1 protein-coding gene is annotated in these 1,658 nt (G+C 72.3%); it reads left to right on the top strand.

Annotated features, from left to right (window positions below):
• Positions 1-370 precede the first annotated feature (370 nt).
• A complete protein-coding gene (locus tag FE256_RS17865) occupies positions 371-1,558 on the top strand; it encodes an acyltransferase family protein (RefSeq protein WP_138178330.1) in 1,188 nt (395 codons plus the stop codon).
• Positions 1,559-1,658 lie beyond the last annotated feature (100 nt).

Here is a 1,658-nt window from a genome sequence, read left to right as displayed (position 1 = left end):
GGGTGAGCGCGGCGGGGCGCGGGTGTGGCGCGCGGGCGGTGGCGCCCGGGCAGCGGAGGAAATGCGGCGAAGGGAGGACCAGAACGCCGTGATGCGTCCTCCGCTCGCCGAATCTCCTCCGCTCCCCGCGGCTGCGGGCTCGCGCGGCGGGGGTGGTCGCCCTTGTCCCAGCCTCTGCGGCTTCGAGGGCGCCGAGGTGGCCATAAGTGGGACACGCCCCGCCAGAAGAGGGACGAGGATGCCGATGGATGCCACCGCGCACCGCCGCGCGTCAAGCCCGGCGGCTTTCAGGCTTCTTTTCATCACGAACGGGTAACGTTCCCGGGTCCGCGCGGCTCTCGCGCCGCCGAAACGAGCGTTCCAGGAGGCGATGACCATCAGCACCACCATGGCGGCTCCGCGTCCGCTCGCTCGGCCCGTGGCATCCCCTCGCTCGGGAGCGGCCCGACACCTTCCGTCGCTCACCGGTCTGCGCTGGGCGACGGCGTTGCTCATCTTCGGACACCACATCATGGCCGTGGAGTACTTCGGCGGTCGCGCCGGTGACGTGTGGGGCTTCGTGTTCGAGGCCGGGAAGACCGGCGTGACGCTGTTCTTCATCCTGTCGGGGTTCGTGCTGGCGTGGGGGTACAAGCCCGCGCAGACCGCGCGGTCGTTCTGGCTGCACCGCGCCGCACGCATCTATCCGCTCCACGTCGTCGGCCTCGGCCTCGCACTGTTCGCCGCCGCGACGCTCGTGCCCGAGATCCGCACCGACGGTCTGGCGCCGCTCGGGGCGAACCTCCTGCTCGTCAGCGGGTGGAACCCGGACTGGTGGCAGGCCGGGAACCCGGCGAGCTGGTCGCTCGTGTGCGAGGCCTTCTTCTACCTGATGTTCCCGCTCATCATCCGGTTGGTCGCCGGACGATCAGCCCGCGTGCTCTGGGCGGTGGTCGTGGCATCGCTCGCCCTCGTCGCCCTCGCCCCGCAGATCGCCACGGTCTCGCCCGTGCCGATGTCCGCGGCATCCACCCCCCTCCTGCGGCTGCCCGAGTTCGTGCTCGGTGTCGCCCTCGCGCTGCTCATGGCGCAGACGTCGTGGCGGCCCGCGTCGCTGCGGTTCGCGCTGCCGTTGGCGGTGCTCGGCTACGCGCTCTCGGAGGCGCCGGCCCTGCCCGGGACCGAGATCCGCCCCGGGCTCGCCGTCACCGTCGGCGGGTTCGCGCTGCTCGTCGCCTCGCTCGCGTCGGCCGATGCGCACCGGTCGTCGACGTTCCTCGCGCGGCCGATGTGGCAGGAGCTCGGACGGTTGTCGTTCGCGTTCTACCTCGTGCACCTGCTCGTGATCGCCTCGGTCTCGTCGGCCTGGCCCGACGGGCATCCCGAGCTGCATTGGCCTCGCGCGATCGCGCTCGCCGTGCTCGCCTTCGCGATCTCGCTCGGCCTGGCGTGGGTGCTGCACCGGGGCGTCGAGGCGCGGATGCAGCGGGTGCTGCTGCGCTTCGACCCCGACCGGCGCGGGTCCGCGGCGCCGCAACCGGCGCCGGCAATGAGCCCCGCGCCGGCTGCGGTGCGCTGAGAACAGGCGGTGCGCTGAGAACAGGCGATGGTCTGAGAACAGGCTGCTTCGGCTGGATCGGCCTGTTTCGTGGCATCCCCTGTCCGGGGCGACGGGGGCG

Origin of the sequence: Microbacterium sp. 5K110, from assembly GCF_005774735.1 — a bacterium.
Lineage (GTDB): Bacteria > Actinomycetota > Actinomycetes > Actinomycetales > Microbacteriaceae > Microbacterium.
This window is presented reverse-complemented; position numbering and strand designations above follow the sequence as displayed.